Source organism: Ramlibacter sp. (assembly GCF_041916345.1).
Taxonomy (GTDB): domain Bacteria; phylum Pseudomonadota; class Gammaproteobacteria; order Burkholderiales; family Burkholderiaceae_C; genus Ramlibacter.
Map to the genome: position 1 here is coordinate 1 of NZ_JAYRZR010000091.1, position 16,339 is coordinate 16,339.

A 16,339-nucleotide genomic window follows, 5' to 3' on the forward strand; every position below is an offset into this window, starting at 1 on the left:
TCCGCGACTACGAGACGGCGCAGATCGCCATCCAGGCCTCGCTCACCGGCCACCTGGTACTGGCCACGCTGCACACCAACGACGCGGTGAGCGCCGTCACCCGCCTCACCGACATGGGCGTGGAGCCCTTCCTGCTGTCCTCTTCACTGCTCGGGGTGCTGGCGCAGCGCCTGGTGCGCAAGCTGTGCCGCGAGTGCCGCGTGCCGCACGAAGGCGCCTGGGTGCCACGGGCCTGCCCGGCCTGCGGCCAGACGGGCTACCAGGGCCGCACCGGCGTGTTCGAGCTGATGACCACCGACGATGCGCTGCGCGCGCTGATCCACAACCGCGCCTCCGAGGCCGAGGTGCGCACGGCGGCCATGGCGGCAGGCATGACGCTGATGCGCGACGACGGCGAGCGGCTGGTGCGCGAGGGCGTGACCTCGCGCGAGGAGCTGGTGCGCGTCACGCGCGACTGAGCGCCAGCCGCGCGCTCAGACCACGACGATCTCGTCGTCCTTCTCCATGCACTTGTGCAGCATGGTGAGTGCCAGGCTGTCGCCCGGGAAGGCTTCGCAGATGGCCTGGAAACGCTGCCGCGCCTGCGCAATGTCACCGTCCTCGTAGGAGGCATAGGCGCGGTTCGTCATCTCGCACAGCTGGACCGTCTCGGGCGAGGCGACCAGGTCGGGGTCGCCGCCTTCCTTGAGACCCATCAGCTCGTAGACCTGCAGGTCCTGGCGACGGCCCTTGACCGTGACCACGCCGATCTGGCGGATCCACAGCTTCTCACCCGCCTCGCGGAACACCGAGTGGCTGATGCAGATGCGGGTGCCGAACTCCTTGTTGGTGCCTTCCAGGCGCGCCGCGATGTTCACGCCATCGCCCATGACGGTGTAGCTCATGCGGTCGGGTGAGCCCATGTTGCCCACCAGCACGGCGTCGCTGTGGATGCCGATGCGCACCCGCAGCGAGGGCTTGCCTTCCTTGGACCACTCGGCATTGATCTGCGCCATCTCGCGCTGGATGCGCAGGGCGGCCACGCAGGCGTGATAGGCGTGATCCTCCAGCAGGGCGGGCGCGCCCCAGAAGGCCATGACGCCGTCGCCGATGAACTTGTCCAGCGTGCCCTGCTCCTTGATGGTGGCGCGGGTGACGATGTCGAAGTAGGTGGAGACGCGCGCCAGCAGTTCTTGCGCGGGGGTGACCTCGGTCCAGGTAGAGAAGTTCTCCAGGTCGGTGAACATCACCGTCAGGAAGCGGCTGCGGCCGCCCAGCTCCAGCTTGTGGCCGGTGCCAATGAGCTGGCGCACCAGCTCGCGCGGCACGAAGGCCGAGAAGGCGGCAATGGCGCCCTGCAGCGTGGTGACCGATTGCGCCAGCGCCGCGACCTCGCGGATGCGCGACCGCACCGGCTCGCCGCCGCCGGACTCGAAGTTGCGCACCTCCTGCACCTGCTGCTCCAGCAGTTCCAGCGGCCGCGCGATGCGCAGCGACAGCGCGTAGATCACCATCACCTGCAGCGCGATGGCGACCAGGCCCGCCATCAGCAGCTTGCGGTTGTTCTCCGACGCCTCGCCCAGGAAGTCCTCGATGGGCGAGACGATGACCACGTCCCAGGCCTTGCCGAACTCGGGCGGGAAGGGCGAGAAGATCGCCACGTAGTCGCGCCCGTTGTGCTCGAAGTCGAACTGGTTCTGCGCCTTGGCACCCCGCTGGCCGAACGCCAGCGCGGGCAGGGGGTTGTCGAGCTCGTTGATGCGCTTGCGGGACAGCGCGCCGGTGACGTCGCGCTTGAGCACCTGCGCGGCGTCGGAGGCGGCCACCACCTGGCCATCGCGGTCGACGATGAGCGAGATCGAGTTCGGGCTGACCTGGCGGTTCTTCAGGAACTTCGACAGGCTGTCCAGCAGGATGTCGATGGCGACCACGCCCTTGACCTCGCCGCCGCTGGAGAAGGGCATGGCCACGGTCACGCCGGGCAGCCCGGTGGTGGCATAGATGTAGGGGTTGGAGATGACCAGCGCCTTCTTCTCCACCGCGTCCTTGTACCAGGGGCGCACCCGCGGGTCATAGGTGGTCGAGGCGCTGGAGTTGCCCAGCGGCTGACCCGCCGAATCGAGGAAGGTGTAGGTCTCCAGGGTGCCCTTGGCACCGCGCTCGACCAGGCGGTTCGCGAACAGGGTGCGCTCCGGCGGCACCTGCCCGTGGACCTTGAGGCCGGACGGCACGCGCAAGGCCATGCGGTAGGTGCCGTCGGCGAAACCCACGTACACGCTGCTGATGGTGGCGCTGTGGCCCAGCACCTCCAGCATGGTGGGCAGGGCCTGCGGCCGACGGAAGTAGTCCGGCTGGTCCGAGGCGAGGCGCGCGGTGACGCGCACCAGCGACGCGATGGGGTCGACCAGGGCCTCGGTGTGGCCGATGGTCTCGATGCGGGATCGCTCGACGGCCTGTTCCGCCGTGCTGCGTGCCATGCGGTCCAGCGAGCTGTAGCCCATCCACATGGACACGGTGAACACCGGCAGCACCATCACCAGGAACAGGCTGACGATGCTGGGCCGCAGGCGCCAGGCGCCCGGTCGGTTGCTCATGGATGTCCCTTTGTCGTTGTCATGCAGCGGCGAAGCCGGCCGGGCCGGCGCCCCGGGGCATCATAGTCGCGCGAGCGCCCAACGTCGACCCTGCGGCCCCCGCAGTGCCGCGTGAGCGCCACGCCGGCCAGCCCGAAGGCCGGCCTTCGCCCGCTCAGCAGCCCAGTTGGTCCGCCAGGGCCGCCAGGTCGCGCGCGTGCAGGTCGTTGCCCTGGCGCGGGCTCACGTCCTTGGGCTGCGCGGCGCCGAACTCCAGCGGCCGCTCGATGTAGGCCGTGCGCAGGCCGCAGGCCCGGGCACCCGCCAGGTCGTCGTGGTGGGCCGCCACCAGCATCACCCTGGCAGGCGGCACGGCGAAGACCTGCGCCACGCCCAGGTAGGTGCGCGGATCGGGCTTGTAGGCGCGGAACACCTCGGCCGAGAGCACGCAGTCCCACGGCAGGCCGGCCCCCTTGGCCATGCGGGTGAGCAGGCCGATGTTGCCGTTGGACAGCGTCGTGAGGAGGTAGCGGCGCTTCAGGCGCTGCAGCGCCTCCACCGCCTCCGGCCAGGGATCCAGCCGGTGCCACGCCCGGTTGAGATGCTGCCGTTCGGCCTCGCCCAGGTGCGCGAGCCCGAAGCCGGGGAGGATGTCGTCGAGGATCAGGCGGTGCAGGTCGTCGATGAGCGTCCAGCCCAGTTCCCCGCTCATCACGCGCGCCATGGCCGGCTTGTAGCCCGCGCGCCAGGCACGCGCGAACGCGTCGCCGTCCACTTGCGGGTGCAACTGCGCCATCTCGCGCGCGATGCTGCCGTGCCAGTCGACCACGGTGCCGAAGATGTCGAAGGCCAGCACCTCCACCGCGCCGGCCTCGCCCCAGGTGGCGGCCATCAGTCGATCTTCACGTTGGCGGCCTTCACGACCCGGCCCCACTTGGGCACCTCGGCTTCGATGAAGGCCTTGAACTGCTCGGGCGTGGAGCCGCCCACGATGAAGCCCTGGCTGCCGAAGAACTCACGGATGTCCGCCGCCTCCAGCGCCTTCACCACCTCGGCGTTCAGCCGCGCCACCACCTCGCGCGGCGTGCCGGCCGGCGCGAACAGGCCTTGCCACGAGGAGGCCTCGAACCCCGCCAGACCGGGCAGACCGCTCTCGGCCACGGTGGGCACCTCAGGCAGCAGCGGATGGCGTCGGCTGGAGGTGACGGCCAGCGGCGTCACCTTGCCGGCCTTGATCTGCGGCAGCAGCACCAGGAAATCACCGAACATCGAATCGAGCGTGCCGCCCAGCAGGTCATTCAGGGCCGGGGCACTGCCCTTGTAGGGCACGTGGGTGAGCTTCACGCCAGCCGCCTGGTCGAACATCTCGCCGGTGAGGTGCATGGAGGTGCCGTTGCCCGGCGTCCCGTAGGTCAGCGGCTTGGCGCGTGCGGCGGCGAGGTAATCGCGCGTGCTGCGGATCGGGCTGGACGCGTTGACGGCCAGCACCAGCGGGGCGGACACCACCACGCTGACCGGCGCGAAATCCTTCAGCGGGTCATAGGGCAGCTTGGCGAACAGGCTGGCCGCGATGGCGTTGCTGCCGGTCACGCCCATCAGCAGGGTGTGGCCGTCGGGCGCCGACTTGGCCACGAAATCCGCACCGGTGGTGCCGCCCGCGCCGGGCTTGTTCTCGACGATCACCGGCTGGCCGAGCGCGGGCGAGAGCTTCTCACCCAATCGGCGCGCCAGCAGGTCGGTGCTGCCCCCAGGTGGAAATGGCACGACGATGCGCAGGGGCCGGCTCGGGAAACCCGATTGGGCTTGCGCGGTGCCCGCGACACAGGCGACGGCCGCCGCGGCCAGCAGGCGGCGGCGGGAGAGCGGAAGAGGCAGCATGGCGTTTCCTTCAGGACAGCAAGGGGGATCAGTCTCACGCAATTTCCGAACCCGCGTCACCGGGCGGACCCCAGCCCCCGGCACCGGCGGTCTCGACCACCAGGCGGTCACCAGCCCGCCACATGGCGCGGGCCTTGGCCGGCAGCTGCTCGACCGTGCCGTCGGCGCGCTCGATGCGGGCGCTGCCGCACAGGCCTGGCGCGCCGCCGGCCGCGCCCTGGGCCGGCGTGCGGTGTCGCTCACCGCGATAGGCGATGGCGCCCTGGCCTTCCAGCAGGTGATAGGCGCGGACCGTGCCGCAGCCACCGGCATGGCGCCCCGCGCCGCCCGAGCCGGCACGCACCTGCACCCGCTCGACACGCACGGGGGCCTGGGCCTCGATCACCTCGGCCGGCGTGTTGCGGGCATTGCCCACGTCGGTGGAGACACCGCTGCCGCCCGGCCCCCACGGCGCGGCGCCCGCCCCGGAGGCAATGATCTCGGTGAACAGCCAGGCCCGCCCGTCCGCGCGGGTGCCCGACAGCACCAGCACCACGGCCACCCCGGCATTCGGCGCCGGCACCTGGCCCGGCACGGCCTGCGCCCATGCGCCCAGCAGCGCGTTGGCCAGCAGCTTCACGAGGTTGGTGCGGGCATTGAGCGCAGCGGGCCACGCCGGATCGACGATGGTGCCCGGCCGCGTGCGCACGGTGATCGGGGCCAGGCAGCCGGCATTGCTGGCGGCATCGGGCGCAACCCTGCGCGCGAGGTAGTTCACGGCCGCTGCCACGGCACCACGTGACGCATTGGCCGGCCCGTCGACCTGATCGGCGCAACCGGTGAGATCGATGGTGAGCGTGTCGGCCTGCTTGACCAAGGTCACCGCCACCTCCACGGCGGCATCGCCCCGGCCATCGCCGTCGAGCGCATCGCGGTAGTGCCAGCGGCCGTCGGGCACGGCGGCGAGTGCGCGCCGCGTGGCGGCTTCGCTGGCCGCGATCGCGGCCTCGCACTTGCGCAGGAAGCCATCGCCGGCGTCCAGCAGGCGCTGCAGCGCAGCATCGCCCGCCTGCAGCCCCGCCCACTGCGCCTGCAGGTTGCCGGCCAGTTCCTCTGGCCTTCGGCTGTTGGCCGTCAGCAGGCGCAGGATCGCGGGATCGACGCGGTCTTGCCGGTACAGCCGCAGGGGTGGGATCCGAAGCCCCTCCTCGAACACCGTGCGCGCATCCGGCGGCAGCGAGCCCGGCGTGGTGCCGCCCACATCCTGGTGATGCAGGATGCAGGCGATCAGCGCCTGCACGCGACCGTACGCGAACACCGGCCGCAGCACGATCACATCCGGCAGGTGCGTCCCGCCGCGCCAGGGGTCGTTGCTCGCGAAACCCTCACCGGGCTGCATCTGCGCCACCGGGCACTCGGCCAGGATGCCCGCCACAGCGGGCGCGAGGCTGCCCAGCAGCAACGGCAAGGTGCGCGCCTGCGCGACCAGGCGGCCGTCGGGCAGGAAGATCCCGGCCGCGCAATCCATCGCTTCACGGACCACGGAGGAGACGGCGTGATCCACCAGCACCGCCTGGATGTGGTCGGCGATGCCAGCGACCTGTGCGTCGAGGCCCTGCCCCCCAGATGGCTCTGCGGGCGATCCGCCGGGCACCGGCAGCACGCAGCCCGCCGCACGCAGCGTGGCCACGGTCCGCTCGTACTCGGCGCCGGCCGCATCGTGTGCATGCGAACAGTGCACCGGCACACCCGGCAGCAGGCGGGCGACCGCCTCGCGCACGGCCCGCTCATGGGCGGGATTGCGCGGCGCGAACAGCAGCGCGATCACCACCGCCGCCGGCTTGCCAGGCAGACCGCGCAGCCGGTCGGCCAGCGCAGACAGATCCAGCGGCTCGACCTCCACGCCCGCGGCGTCAATGCGGCCCGGCAGCTCGATGCGCCACGCGGGCGGCAGCCGGTCCAGCCAGGGCGAGGGGCCGACATGCACCGCATACGGATCGGCCCGATGCTGGCGACCGAGCGTGAGCACATCGGCGAAGCCGCGCGTGCAGATCAGCGCGACGTTCTGCGTACCAGACGCCTCGCTCATCGGAACCGCGACGGACTGAACGGCTGCAGATCCACCTGCGGCGTGCGACCCGCGACCAGATGCGCGACCTCCCGCCCCGTGGTCGCGCCGCCGCACATGCCCACGTGACCATGACCGAAGGCCAGCCATGCATTGGCGACGCGCGGTGCACGACCGATCACCGGCAGGCTGTCGGGCAGACAGGGGCGATGCCCCATCCAGCGCGTTGTGCGCGAGGCATCCAGATGCGGGAACATCTCGCGCCCCTTGGCCAGCAGCACGTCGGCGCGCCGGTAGTCGGGCTGGCGCTTCAGGCCCGCGAACTCCACGCTGCCCGCGAGGCGCAGGCCCATGCCCATCGGGTTGACCATCAGGTTGTATTCCGGCGCCATCACGGTGTGCCGCAGCGCGAGGTTGCTGCTCTGCACGGTGACGTGGTAGCCGCGCTGCGTCTCCAGAGGCACCGGCGTGCCCAATGCGCGCGCCAGCGGGCCGGACCACGCGCCGGCCGCCACGACGACCGCATCGCACGAAAGCCGCTGGCCGCTGAGCAGACGCACGGCCGTGACGCGATCCCCCGTTTGCTCGAAGCCCACGGCGGCATCCGCCATCTCCTGCGCGCCATCGGCCACGCAGCGCGCATGCAGCGCCTTGACCAGCGCCGACGGATCGGTGGTGGAGCCATTCTCGGGCGCGAGGATGCCGAAGCGGAAGCGGCCCCGCAGGTCTGGCTCCAGCGTGGTCAGTTCCTCCTCGCCCACGTCACGCAGGTCCACGCCCAGGCGGCGCCGCAGGTTCATGCCCCACTGCCAGCGCGCGGCGGAAGCCTGTGAGGCATAGACGTAGAGGCAGCCGCTTCGGCGCACGAGGTGCGTGGCCTGCGCGTGATCCAGCAGCGGCTGGTAGCTGTCGAAGATCGGCGCCAGCAGGCCGCGCAGACCGGTGGCGATGCGTTCCACCTCCGGCCGGCTCGACGCACGCAGGAAGCGCAGCAGCCACGGCAGCACGCGCAGGAAGTAGTCCGGGTGGATGCGAAGCGGTCCATCGGGATCGCGCAGCCAGCCCGGCACCTGCTTCCACATGCCCGGCAGGCCCACCGGCAGGCAGGCGCTGGGCGACAGCGAGCCGGCATTGCCAAAAGAGCAGGCCTCCCCCGCCGGCACCGGCGAGACAAAGGTGATGCGGTGACCATCGCGCTGCAGCCAGGCCGCGCTGCAGACACCCACGATGCCCGTGCCGAGAACGACGATGTGCATCGGGCCAGTCTAGCGCGGCGCCGCTGCGCCCGCTGGCTCAGCCCTTGAACGGTGGTGGCCAGCCGGCCTTGGGGTCACGGCCGCCGACTTCCGCAGTTGACGGGAATCAACTTCGCCCGAGCTCATCCGCTCAGAATCAACGCATCGCTTCTGTCCGCGCATTCAGCCCGGTGCATTCGGCAGGAGCCCTCAGAACGAAGGATGCCCGCCCCATGAACCCGAAGCGCCTGATGCTCTTGTCTGCCGCCTGCATGTGCTTGCTGGCCTTCCCCTGCCAAGCCGCTTCACCCGCCGGGCAGGCCCGGCTGGACGCCACCTCCGATGCCACATGCCAGCTCCAGATCAATGGCAAGGCCAGCGGTACGCTGCAGGCCGGCGTGAAGCGGTCGCTGCAGGTGAATCCAGGGACCGTGGAGCTGTTGTGCACCAGCGCGCCCAAGACCCAGGAGCGCACCCAGGTCGAGGTCAAGCCCGGCGAGACGGCGAACGCGCGCCTTCGCTTCCTCTGGCGCGCAACGGATCAAGGCGTCGTCGACGCAGGCCAGAGCCTCGTTTGGACACGCAGTGACAACGGGGCCGACATCGACTGGACCGCGGCCGGCGCGTGGTGCGCCAGCCTGGGCAAGGACTGGCGGCTGCCCACCCGCGCGGAACTGGAGCGACTCACCGCCAGTGCCGCCGGCGAGACAACGCCCTGCCGCGACGCCCAGTGCAAGGTGCCCGGCTTGTTCACCTTGTCGGGCTACTGGATGTGGAGCAGCGATCGCAATCAGGCGGGCAACGCGTACTACCACTACCTGCACACCACGCATACGCAGGTCTCGCCCGTCGGGTACCAACTGAACGCGCGGGCGCTGTGCGTGCGGCCGCAGTGAGGGCGTGCGGCTGGGCTTGCCAGGTGTCAGACGTGGCTGGCTATCGCATGCGGCTCGCTGGCCGTCGGCGAACAGAGGTCCGACCTGTGCGCGGCCCCCTGCATGCGGGCGGTACTTCGCCGATCAGTAACCCCGGAGCCGGTTGTACTGGGCGACCTGGTCGGGCGTGAGGACCTCCATCATCGCCAGGTGGTACCGCAGGTGGGACTCGCGCAGCCGCCCCTGCGCCGCTGCAGCCTTGGCGGTCGCCGACGCCAGGTTCTCTGGGGCGACGCGCTTGTCCTTGAACAGGCGATCCAGTTCACGCTCGGCAACGATGACTTCTTCACCCAACGCCTTGGCCTCCTGCTGCATCTTGTTGAACAGCGCCTGGGTCTTCGAGCGCTGCTCGGGGCTCAGCCGCAATGGATCGGCCAGTTCCAGCGAGTGGGCCGGTCCGGGATAGCCATTCAGTTCCGCCGGCAGTGCCAGGGACATGCCACGGCCCGCGCGCAGGTCGGCGATCTGCTGCTCTGACAGGGCCTTGATGTCGCGCTTCTGCAGACCGGCGTAGGGCGCGTGCTGACCGTGCCGCATCGCCGGGTCATGTTGACCATGCGCACCGTGTTGCTGCGCGCCAGCCAGGGGGGCGAGTGCGGCGAGGCTGATCGCCAGGAGGGAGAGGCGCGAGATTCGGTGCATGTTCACAGGATGCCTGATGGGGAGGGGACCTGCTCTCAGAGCACAGTCGGAGGGCGCAGTTCCCGAGCCACTGCGCTTCAGGGCAGGGCCAGGAACGCTGCACCACCGATGGCCTTGCCGCCAGGGTGCGGCACGGGCCGAACGGCGCTGGACCCCGCGTGGTGTCGCGGAACCCGGAAATGAAAACGCCCAACTGCGAACAGTTGGGCGCCTGATTCTGGTGGCCTGGGGCGGAATCGAACCACCGACACGCGGATTTTCAATCCGCTGCTCTACCAACTGAGCTACCGGGCCGTGAGCCGCGCATTGTAGCAGGCTCGCGCGGCCTGCATCCGCGCGTGGCGTTCAGGCCGCGCTGCGCTTGCCGCGCGAGAGGTCCACGCCCAGCTGCTTGAGCTTGCGGTACAGGTGCGTGCGCTCAAGGCCGGTCTTCTCGGCCACGCGGGTCATGGAGCCGCCTTCCTTGGCGAGGTGGAACTCGAAGTAGCACTTCTCGAACTCGTCGCGGGCGTCGCGCAGCGGCTTGTCCAGCTCGAAGAGCTGGCGCGCCTGGGGGCCGATCTCCATCGGCGGGGGCAGGCTCTGGCCGCCGGTCATGGCGGCCTCCACCGTGAGGTCGGCCGCGGCCGGCGGCAGGCTGTAGGGGCTGCTCGTGCCCGGCTTGCGCACCATCTGCGTGTGCACGAGGCCATGCGCGGGGGCCGCCGCGGCGGCGGGTGCCGGGCCGGCATTGCGCGCCAGGCCGGCTTCCACCGCCTTCAGCAGCTTCTGCAGCGTGATCGGCTTCTCCAGGAAGGAGTGGGCGCCGATCTTGGTGGCCTCCACCGCCGTCTCGATGGTGGCGTGGCCGCTCATCATGACGACCGGCATGCTGAGCAGACCCGTGGTGGACCACTCCTTCAGCAGCGTCACGCCGTCGGTGTCGGGCATCCAGATGTCCAGCAGCACCAGATCGGGCCGCAGGCGCTGGCGCGCGGCGCGGGCCTGGGCCGCGTTCTCGGCCAGCTCGACCGAGTGCCCCTCGTCGTTGAGGATTTCCGACAACAGGTCGCGGATGCCCAGTTCGTCGTCGACCACCAGAATGTTTGCCATCGGCTCTCTATGCGCAAAAGGAAGGGCGTGCCTCGGAAGGGGCGGGTTGCGGCAAGGGCGTGTTGCTAACTTGCAACTGCGAATGATAACGAGACTTGTGCGCCCTGTACCACACCGTTGTCGGTGCGGTTCTTCAGGTCGATGCGCGCGCCGTGCTCGTCCGCGATTTTTTTCACGACTGCCAGGCCCAGGCCGGTGCCCTTGGGCTTGGTGGTCACATAGGGCTCGAAGGCCCGCTTGAGGATGTGCTCCGGAAAGCCGATGCCGCTGTCCTGCACCACGAGGCGCACTCGGTGGGCCGGCTCGCTCCACTGGGTGCGGATCAGCACCTCGCGCACAGGCCGGCCCTCGGTGGCATCCTGTGCGTTCTGCAGCAGGTTGTGGATCACCTGGCGCAGCTGCTGCGCGTCACCCAGCACGGGCGGGCATCGCGTGTCGAGGTCGGCGCGCACCGGCACCTGCGAGGCCGATGCCGCATCGCCCTCGCGGGCGTAGAGATGCAGCACGTCCTGCACCAGGGCGTTCAGGTCCACTGGCTTCAGCTCCGCCGCCGGCAGGCGCGCGTAGTCGCGGAATTCGTTCACCAGCCGCTTCATGGCGTCGACCTGGTCCACGATGGTGTGGACCGATTTCGCGAGCACCGCGCGCTCGGGCTCCTCCAGCTTGCCGGTGAGCTTCTTCTCCAGGCGTTCGGCCGACAGCTGGATCGGCGTCAGCGGGTTCTTGATCTCGTGCGCCAGGCGCCGCGCCACCTCGCCCCAGGCCTGCGCGCGCTGCGCGGAGACGATCTCGGAGATGTCGTCGAAGACCAGCAGGCGCGCGTCGCCGGGCATCTCGGCGCCGCGCGCGACCAGGGTCACGCTGTTGGCCGGGCCGCCGGTGGCGGGGCCGGCGGTGAGCTCGAAGGAGTCCTGCCAGTGGCCCAGGTTGCTCTGGCTGCGGTCGTTCAGGTAATCGTCGAAGCGCTGCTGCACCGCCGCGCCGAAGGCCTCCAGACCCTCGATCTCGGCCAGCTTGCGCCCCTCGCGCGCGGCCAGCGGCGCGCGCAGGATGCGGGTGGCGCCGGGGTTGGTGTCCTGGATGCGCCCCTCGGCATCCAGCACGATCACGCCGGCGGTGAGGTTGTCCAGGATGGTCTGCAGGCGCGCGCGGGCGGCGTTGACCTCTTCCATGCTCTTTTCCACCGCGGCACGGGCATCGGCCAGCTGGTGCGTCATGTCGGCGAAGGATCGCGTCAGGCCGCCCAGTTCGTCCTTGCCCTGCAGCGCCGGCTTGGGCGACAGGTCACCCGCGGCCACCTCGCGCACGCCGGCGGCCAGCATCAGCAGCGGCCGCGCGAGCTGGTTGCCCAGCACCACGGCCAGCAGGATGGCGCCGAACACAGCCAGGAACAGGCTGAGCGTGAGCGTGCCGATGTACATGCGCCGAAGGCCCTGGCGCGCGAGCGCGCGCTCCTGGTACTCGCGGTTGGCCTCCTGCACCGCGATGGCATTGGCCACCAGCGCGGGCGGGATGCCTTGCGTGGCCTGCAGGAAGCGCGTCTCGGCCAGCAGGCCCCAGCTGGGCTGCGGCACCAGGGCCAGGGCCTTGATGCGGGCATTGCTGATCGCCATGAGGCCCGGGTCGTCCAGCCCCTCGATCACCGCGAGGGATCGCTGGGTGCGCGCATTGCGCAGCTGCTGCGGCGGCGGCCGCTCGGGCGTGAGCTGGAAGCGCGACTGGCCGGCGCTGGCGATCATCTGGCCGCTGGCGTTCCACAACACGAGATCGGTGGCGCCCAGCTGGTCGCGCAGGCGCTCCAGGGTCAGGCCGGCCGAAGCATCGGGCGTCTCGGCGAGCTGGGCAGCGGCCGCGCGGGTTTTGCCGGCGAAATCGCTCGCCAGCGTGTCCAGGGTGGCGCGGCCCAGGCTGAGGCCGGCGTCGAGCGCGCCCTCCACCTTCACGTCGAACCAGCTCTCGATGGAGCGCGAGACGAACTGGTAGGAGACCACGTAGATCAGCAGCCCGGGCACGAAGCCGACCAGCGCGAAGATGGCGGCCAGCTTGATGAGCAGGCGGCTGCCGAAGCGCCCGCGGCGCAGGCGCGAGATCAGCCGCCAGGCCACCCAGAGGATCACCGCCAGCAGCACGCCGCCCACCACCATGTTCAGCACGAACAGGCGGCCATAGTTGCGCTCGTACAGCTCGCGGTTGCCGGTGGCCTGGGTCAGCAGGAACAGCAGGACGATGGCCAGTGCCGCGGCCACCAGCAGGCCGACGGCAAAGGCGCCGCGCAGCGCGCGGGACCCTTCCAGCAGGGAGCGCGGCTGGCCATCCGAGGCGTTCACCGCGTTCCTTCGCCCGCCGGCAGGCGCAGACTGCGTGCCGCGCTGATGTTCCACTCCGACTGGCCGACGGCGCCGATCTGGAACGGGCGCGGCAGCTGCGACACGTCCAGCCGGAAACGGAATTCGACCCCGTGGCCGGCATCGGCCTCCACCTCGGCCGCGTCGGCGATGCGCCAGCGGCTGATGCGCTGGATGGCGGCCAGGGCCTCTTCGCGGGTGTCGAAGCTCTGCGCCAGCACCGAGCCGGATTGCCCGATGGGCTGCGGCGAGACCTGCAGCCGCCACCGTCGCGTGAGCGGCTGGAACGCCAGCCGCATGTGGCGCGTGGCGGTAGCGACCTTCTTGTCCGTCCACCACCAGCGGTCCCGCGTGAGGGTGGCCTCGGCGACGAAGAACATCGGGATGCCCTTGGCCAGCGCGTCGTCCACCACGGACGGCAGTTCGAAGGCGACGGTGGCCGACAGCAGCATGCCTTCGTCCGCGCGCTCCACCTGCAGCACCGTGACTTCGGCGGCATGGGCACGCAGCACCCCCAGCAGGGCCAGGCCGGCCCAGAGCGTCACGGCCGCAAGCGCGCGGCGCGCAGGCTCAGCCAGCCGGAGCGCCCAGGGGCGAATCCGGCGCCCGCTTGCGCAGCACCGCGTGAAAGAAGCCGTCGTGGTCACCGCCCCCATTGTCCGGGAGCCCCTGGGCGGGCGCCCCCGTTTGGGGAATTAAGTGGCCGGGCGCGGGCTGGCGCAGGGCGTCACTGTTGTGCGCAACAAACGCTGCCATCCGATCCTCGCCTTCCGCCCGGAACACCGAACAGGTGCAATAGACGAGCGCGCCGCCCGGCCGCAGCAGCGGCCAGAGCGCGGCCAGCAGCCTGTCCTGCTGGGCGGCAAGGCGCGCCACGTCACGGGCACGGCGCAGCCAGGGCACGTCCGGGTGACGGCGCACGATGCCCGAGGCGGTGCAGGGGGCGTCCAGCAGGATGGCGTCGAACGGTCGGCCGTCCCACCAGCCGGCTGGCTCCCCGGCATCCGCCGCGCGCACCTCGGCCTGCAAGCCCAGGCGGGCGAGGTTGTCGTGGATGCGCCGGCAGCGGGCGGGGTCGACATCCAGCGCCAGCAGATCGGCTTCGCACAGCTCCAGCAGGTGGCTGGTCTTGCCGCCGGGCGCGGCGCAGGCATCCAGCAGGCGCGGCCGGGCGATACCCTGTACCGCCTGCGCCACCAGCGGGGCGGCCAGCTGGGCGCCGGCATCCTGCACCGACCACAGGCCCTGCGCATAGCCAGGCAGGGCCGGCACCGGACGCGGGTGGTCGAGCTGCAAGGCCATGCCGCCGACGGGACGACACCCGATGTCTTCACGGGCCAGGGCCTCCTGCACCTCGGCCACGGTGGCGCGTCGCGCGTTCACGCGCAGCGTGAGCGGCGCCGGCGCGCGCGCTGCCCGCAGGATCGCCTGCCAGTGCGCGGGGTGGTCTGCCCGCACGCGCTCGATCCACCAGGCAGGGTGGTTCCACTGCGCCACCGGGTCGCGGTCGGTCGCGGCCACCAGCGCGTCTCGCTCGCGCAGGAAGCGGCGCAGGCAGGCGTTGACGAAGGCGTGGCGCGGCCGCATGGCCGGCGTGCGCTTGGCGGCCTCCACCGCCTGGTCCACCAGGGTGAAGGGCGCGTAGGGCGCGCGCGATGGGTCCCAGGCCAGTGCCAGCGCCACGCACAGCAAGGCATCGACGTCCGCGGGCGGCTTGCGGGGCGCGAGCTGCCGGCGGATCGCCTCGGCGCGGCCCAGCTCGCGCAGGGCGTGGTAGGCCAGTGCCTGCGCGCCGGGCCGCAGCACGCCTTCGATGGCGTCCAGCGCCGGCGTGGCCGACCCGCCGCGACGCACGGCCTGCAACACCGAAGCGGCGGCCAGCAATTGGCGCCAGAGGGGAACAGCGGTCTCGGCCATGGCCGCATTGTGGCCGGCGCTCACGGCGTCATCACCGGTGCGCGGGCCGGCTCGAAGCGGAACAGCAGGGCCAGCAGCACCGCGGGGAACTGGCGGATCGCCGCGTTGTAGCGCGCAACGGCCTGGGCGAGGCGCTGCTCTTCCGCCTGCACGCCGTGCAGCAGGGCCTGGTGCCGCTGGTGCAGGGTCTCGGGCACGCGCGGACCCGCGAGGTCATGCGCATCCTCGGCCTGCACCCGCGCCCAGGCCGTGGCCAGCGCGTCGCGTGCGGCGCCGAGCGCGCCCATGCGCTCCGCTTCCAGCGGGCGGTGGCGGGCGGCGGCCAGCGAGGCATCGCACTGCGCCAGCGCGCCCTGCAGGCCGGCCCAGATCGCGCTGCCGCCGTCGAACTGCGAGACCGCCAGTGCGTCCTCCGGTGGCAGCATGCCACGCAGCAGGTCGAGCAGGCGCGTGACCTCGGTGTCGAAGGCGGCAAAGGCGGTCTTGATCTCGGCGCGCAGCCGAACCAGGCGGTTGTAGGCACCCACGGCCCAGAAGACCGTGAGGGCGAACAGGCTCCAGGCAACGAGCGAGGTGGACAGGGGCATCCCCCGGAATGAAAAAAGCGCCATCGCCCGGCCGGGCGATGGCGCTCGCAGTGTATCGGCGGACGCGCTTATTCGGCGCCGACGGCGCCTTCACCCGCGTCGGCCTGGCCCTCGGTGGCCGCAGCCAGCTCGGCCGCTTCGGCGTCGGCGATGGCGCGGCGCTCGGCCTCGTCCATCTGGTCCTTGACCTTGCGTGCCTGGTGGTAGGCCATGCCCGTGCCGGCCGGGATGAGACGGCCCACGATCACGTTTTCCTTCAGGCCGCGCAGCTCGTCGCGCTTGCCCATGATGGCCGCCTCGGTCAGCACGCGCGTCGTCTCCTGGAAGGAGGCGGCGGAGATGAACGAGTCGGTGGACAGCGAGGCCTTGGTGATGCCAAGCAGCAGGTTGCTGTAGGTCGCCGGGATCTTGCCCTCGCCGCGCAGGCGGTCGTTGGTGTCCAGGATCTCGGAGCGCTCCACCTGCTCGCCGGCGATGTAGTCGGACTCGCCCGGGTTCTCGATGATCACGCGGCGCAGCATCTGGCGAACGATCACCTCGATGTGCTTGTCGTTGATCTTCACGCCCTGCAGACGGTAGACGTCCTGCACCTCGTCGACGATATAGCGCGCGAGTTCCTCCATGCCCAGCAGGCGCAGGATGTCCTGCGGATCGGCCGGGCCGTCCACCACGGACTCGCCCTTGTTGACCACCTGGCCTTCGTGCACCAGGATGTTCTTCTCCTTGGGCACCAGCTCTTCCCAGACCTTGCCGTCCGGGTCGGTGATCTGCAGGCGCACCTTGCCCTTGGTCTCCTTGCCGAACGACACCGTGCCGGTCATCTCGGCCAGCACGCCCTTGTCCTTGGGCGAACGGGCCTCGAACAGCTCGGCCACGCGCGGCAGACCGCCCGTGATGTCGCGGGTCTTCTGGCCTTCCACCGGGATGCGGGCCAGCACTTCGCCGGGGCCCACGTCCTGGCCGTCGCGCACCTGGATCAGCGCGCCCACCTGGAACGCGATGGTCACCGAGTGGTCGGTGCCGGGGATCTTGACCTCGTTGCCAGCGCCATCGATCAGCTTCACCTGCGGGCGCACCACCTTGGCGGAGCCGCGGCGCTTGGGATCGAT

13 protein-coding genes, 1 tRNA gene and 1 pseudogene are annotated in these 16,339 nt (G+C 70.9%); 2 read left to right on the forward strand and 13 right to left on the reverse strand.

What is annotated here, in order from left to right:
• On the forward strand, positions 1–458 hold a 458-nt coding region (locus ACE3T5_RS17940), incomplete at its 5' end, for a GspE/PulE family protein (protein WP_374669473.1).
• Positions 459–473: 15 nt separating this feature from the next.
• Here ACE3T5_RS17940 and ACE3T5_RS17945 read toward each other — a convergent pair.
• From ACE3T5_RS17945 to ACE3T5_RS17965, 5 genes are all read right to left on the reverse strand, one after another.
• Positions 474–2,573, reverse strand: a complete 2,100-nt coding sequence (locus tag ACE3T5_RS17945) for a cache domain-containing protein (protein WP_374669474.1) — start codon at positions 2,571–2,573, stop codon at positions 474–476.
• 154 nt (positions 2,574–2,727) lie between these two features.
• Entirely contained in the window at positions 2,728–3,444 is a 717-nt protein-coding gene (locus ACE3T5_RS17950; RefSeq protein ID WP_374669475.1) for a haloacid dehalogenase type II, read from the reverse strand.
• A complete protein-coding gene (locus ACE3T5_RS17955) occupies positions 3,444–4,430 on the reverse strand; it encodes a Bug family tripartite tricarboxylate transporter substrate binding protein (protein WP_374669476.1) in 987 nt (328 codons plus the stop codon). The genes ACE3T5_RS17950 and ACE3T5_RS17955 overlap by 1 nt, the downstream gene beginning before the upstream one ends.
• Positions 4,431–4,464: 34 nt before the next feature.
• Positions 4,465–6,498 (reverse strand): hydantoinase B/oxoprolinase family protein, encoded by a 2,034-nt coding sequence (locus ACE3T5_RS17960; RefSeq protein ID WP_374669477.1) that lies wholly within the window; start codon positions 6,496–6,498, stop codon positions 4,465–4,467.
• Positions 6,495–7,733, reverse strand: coding sequence for an NAD(P)/FAD-dependent oxidoreductase (locus tag ACE3T5_RS17965; RefSeq protein WP_374669478.1), 1,239 nt, complete (start codon positions 7,731–7,733; stop codon positions 6,495–6,497). The genes ACE3T5_RS17960 and ACE3T5_RS17965 overlap by 4 nt, the downstream gene beginning before the upstream one ends.
• A gap of 212 nt (positions 7,734–7,945) precedes the next feature.
• On the opposite strand from ACE3T5_RS17965, the gene ACE3T5_RS17970 reads away from it, so the two are divergent.
• The gene (locus ACE3T5_RS17970; RefSeq protein WP_374669479.1) at positions 7,946–8,608 is read left to right on the forward strand and encodes a DUF1566 domain-containing protein; all 663 of its coding nucleotides are present in this window, start codon (positions 7,946–7,948) and stop codon (positions 8,606–8,608) included.
• 123 nt (positions 8,609–8,731) lie between these two features.
• Here ACE3T5_RS17970 and ACE3T5_RS17975 read toward each other — a convergent pair whose 3' ends face one another.
• The 8 genes and pseudogenes from ACE3T5_RS17975 to ACE3T5_RS18010 all read right to left on the reverse strand — a co-directional run.
• Positions 8,732–9,289: a periplasmic heavy metal sensor gene (locus tag ACE3T5_RS17975; RefSeq protein WP_374669480.1), complete on the reverse strand. Its 558-nt coding sequence runs from the start codon at positions 9,287–9,289 to the stop codon at positions 8,732–8,734.
• A 218-nt stretch (positions 9,290–9,507) separates the two neighbouring features.
• Positions 9,508–9,583 (reverse strand) — tRNA-Phe (locus tag ACE3T5_RS17980).
• 51 nt (positions 9,584–9,634) lie between these two features.
• Positions 9,635–10,381 (reverse strand): response regulator, encoded by a 747-nt coding sequence (locus ACE3T5_RS17985; protein ID WP_374669481.1) that lies wholly within the window; start codon positions 10,379–10,381, stop codon positions 9,635–9,637.
• Positions 10,382–10,446: 65 nt separating this feature from the next.
• Positions 10,447–12,708, reverse strand: a complete 2,262-nt coding sequence (locus ACE3T5_RS17990; RefSeq protein ID WP_374669482.1) for an ATP-binding protein — start codon at positions 12,706–12,708, stop codon at positions 10,447–10,449.
• Positions 12,705–13,271: a DUF4390 domain-containing protein gene (locus tag ACE3T5_RS17995; RefSeq protein WP_374669483.1), complete on the reverse strand. Its 567-nt coding sequence runs from the start codon at positions 13,269–13,271 to the stop codon at positions 12,705–12,707. Before ACE3T5_RS17995 ends, ACE3T5_RS17990 begins: the two co-directional genes overlap by 4 nt.
• A 25-nt stretch (positions 13,272–13,296) precedes the next feature.
• Positions 13,297–14,643, reverse strand: coding sequence for a 16S rRNA (cytosine(967)-C(5))-methyltransferase RsmB (gene rsmB, locus ACE3T5_RS18000; RefSeq protein ID WP_374669484.1), 1,347 nt, complete (start codon positions 14,641–14,643; stop codon positions 13,297–13,299).
• A 20-nt stretch (positions 14,644–14,663) separates the two neighbouring features.
• Positions 14,664–15,230 (reverse strand): LemA family protein, encoded by a 567-nt coding sequence (locus ACE3T5_RS18005; protein WP_374669485.1) that lies wholly within the window; start codon positions 15,228–15,230, stop codon positions 14,664–14,666.
• Between the two features lie 68 nt (positions 15,231–15,298).
• Positions 15,299–16,339, reverse strand: a pseudogene (locus ACE3T5_RS18010) (DNA-directed RNA polymerase subunit beta'); the annotation flags it as partial.